The organism is Citrobacter sp. A316, from assembly GCF_002042945.1.
Lineage (GTDB): Bacteria > Pseudomonadota > Gammaproteobacteria > Enterobacterales > Enterobacteriaceae > Citrobacter > Citrobacter portucalensis.
Genome location: NZ_MVFZ01000043.1, coordinates 1 through 2,451, shown reverse-complemented (window position 1 = coordinate 2,451; position 2,451 = coordinate 1). Strand labels below are relative to the sequence as shown.

Annotated in this window: 3 protein-coding genes; all 3 read right to left on the bottom strand. The window is 57.0% G+C overall.

Annotation, left to right across the window (positions count from 1 at the left end):
* Positions 1–37 precede the first annotated feature (37 nt).
* The 3 genes from BZK41_RS26725 to BZK41_RS26715 are packed head-to-tail and all read right to left on the bottom strand — an operon-like array spanning position 38 to position 2,264.
* Positions 38–1,576: an IS66 family transposase gene (locus BZK41_RS26725; protein ID WP_079940176.1), complete on the bottom strand. Its 1,539-nt coding sequence runs from the start codon at positions 1,574–1,576 to the stop codon at positions 38–40.
* A gap of 47 nt (positions 1,577–1,623) precedes the next feature.
* The gene (tnpB, locus tag BZK41_RS26720) at positions 1,624–1,971 is read right to left on the bottom strand and encodes an IS66 family insertion sequence element accessory protein TnpB (RefSeq protein ID WP_042922210.1); all 348 of its coding nucleotides are present in this window, start codon (positions 1,969–1,971) and stop codon (positions 1,624–1,626) included.
* Positions 1,968–2,264: a transposase gene (locus BZK41_RS26715; RefSeq protein ID WP_253193795.1), complete on the bottom strand. Its 297-nt coding sequence runs from the start codon at positions 2,262–2,264 to the stop codon at positions 1,968–1,970. Before BZK41_RS26715 ends, tnpB begins: the two co-directional genes overlap by 4 nt.
* Positions 2,265–2,451: the final 187 nt, after the last annotated feature.

The window sequence follows — 2,451 nt, the reverse complement described above, 5'->3', positions numbered from 1 at the left end:
GTAAGCGTTCAGCGAGAACCGTATTGACGAAGACAAGTTATTCCGTTGGCAGTGCGACGCGCCAGGGGAGCAGTTCATTCACCCGGTTTATCGGCCAGTCAGCTATGACGTCAAGGACATAGCGAAGGTAGCTTTCCGGCTCCACGCCGTTCAGTTTGCTCGTCCCGATCAGGCTGTACAGCAACGCTCCGCGCTCACCACCATGATCAGAGCCGAAGAACAGGTAGTTTTTACGACCCAGACTGACCATTCGCAGAGCATTCTCCGCGATGTTGTTATCCGGTTCAGCCCAGCCGTCGTCTGCGTAGTACGTCAACGCTTGCCACTGGTTCAGTGCATAGGTGAACGCCTTTGCCAGTTCTGAGTGTCGCGACAGGGTTTTCATCTTTTCACGCAGCCAGTTTTCCAGTGATTTAAGAAGCGCTTTCGTTTTCAACTGGCGTTCGGCAAGCCGCTGTTCTGCTGGCATTCCCCTGATATCCGCTTCGATGGCATACAACTCGCCGATCCGTTTCAGCGCTTCATCTGTGAGCGCTGAGGGAGTGCGGACGTGAACATCATGGATTTTACGCCGGGCATGGGCCCAGCAGGCGGCTTCCTTTATATGACCTTCCCGGTAGAGTTCGTTGAAGCCTGCATAGGCATCCGCCTGCAGCACTCCGCTGAACCCCGCAAGATGGGTCTGCGGGTGGATGCCTTTTCTGTCCGGGCTGTATGCGAACCAGACCGCCGGTGGCGACGCTGACCCGGCGTTACGGTCGTCACGAACGTACGTCCATAAGCGCCCGGTCTTCGTTTTTTTGTTGCCCGGCAGCAGAACCGGGACCGGCGTATCATCAGCATGAAGTTTGCCATCGCTCAGTACATAGTGCTGAAGGGCTTCGTCCAGGGGGGACAGCAGGCGACAACATGCATCCACCCAGCCCGACAGCACTGAGCGACTCAGCTCAACACCCTGGCGGGCATATATTTCTGACTGACGATACAGCGGTGTATGCTCTGCGTACTTTGATGTGAGTACCCGTGCCAGTAGCCCCGGCCCGGCGATACCGCGTTCGATGGGCCGTGAAGGCGCCGGAGCCTGAACGATACGGTCGCACTTCGTGCAGGCGTGTTTTTCGCGCACCATGCGGATAACCCGGAAGGCGCTGCGCATCAGCTCCAGTTGTTCGGCGGCATCCTCACCCAGATAACTCAGCGAACCCCCACAGTCCGGGCAACAGGGCTCTGCCGGTAGCAGACGCTTTTCATCCCGGAGGAGTGATTCAGGGAAGGGTTTACGTGTACGGGTCTGGCGCAGCGGGCGCTGCACCGCCGGGTCATCCACCCGGCCGGTCAGGGTATCACTTTCCTTCTGAAGCCGGTTCAGGTCGGCTTCCATCTGTGCGATACGGCGGGATATTTTTTCGGAGCGGCTGCCGAAGTTCATCCGGCGGAGCTTATCCAGCTGTGCCTGTAGCTTGTCGATTTCGCGTTCACGGTCCGCCAGCTTTTCCAGCAGGGCACGGTTCAGCGCCTCCTGTTCGGCAAGAAGACGTTTCAGTTCATTGATGTCATCGGGAAGCGAGCTGTTCATGCGGGGTATTTTACCAGGCTCATTCGCCCACGACCAGGATAAAAAGGTTACAGCATAGTCAGGGATGTCAGCAGTCTTTTAGGCTGCCGCCAGTCGATGCCCTCGAGGAGCATCGCCAGCTGTGCCGGAGTGAGGAAGACTTTGCCGTCGCGGGCCGATGGCCAGGCGAAGCGCCCGCGCTCCAGCCGTTTCGTCAGCAGGCATAACCCGTCGCCAGTTGACCAGAGGAGTTTCACCTGACTGCCACTTCGGCCGCGGAAGATAAAGACGTGACCCGACATCGGATCATCTTTCAGCGCGGTCTGCACCTTTGCGGCCAGCCCGTTGAAGCCGTTTCTCATGTCGGTGATGCCGGCGACCAGCCAGATTTTCGTGCCTGATGGTAGTGGGATCACCGTTTAAGCTCCTGTATCAATATTGTCAGCAGGCCTTCGCTGACAGCACCATTCAGACGAAGCGTTCCGTGCCGGAACGTCACCTCACAGCTGATAGTGAGGGTTTCCGACTTATCTGCAGGCGTTTCTGGCGGCACAGCCAGCGGGGCACTGGTGGCATCGAGTGTTACAGGGAGCAGCTGAGGAAGGTCTGCCGAAGGCAGCGGGAGTTTCCCCTCTCGCCACTGCTGACGCCATTTAAATAACAGATTGGCGTTGATGCCATTTTCAAGCGCCAGCTTTGATATGGACACACCGGGCTTACAGGAAGCCGCAACAAGTTGCTGTTTAAATTCGGGAGAATAGTTAGGACAGCCCTTACGCCTGCCGGGAGTCATACTTTTGTGCATATCTGACATTTTGGTTCCCACCACTATTTGGTGGACACCACTTTGTCGAATTCATCAGATGATTACCAGACGGTGCTTGCTGTACGGTAAC

What these genes read in the sequence shown, in the direction of transcription:
- BZK41_RS26725 (WP_079940176.1), bottom strand. Translation starts at nt 1,576, where the DNA reads ATGAACAGCTCGCTTCCCGATGACATCAATGAACTGAAACGTCTTCTT.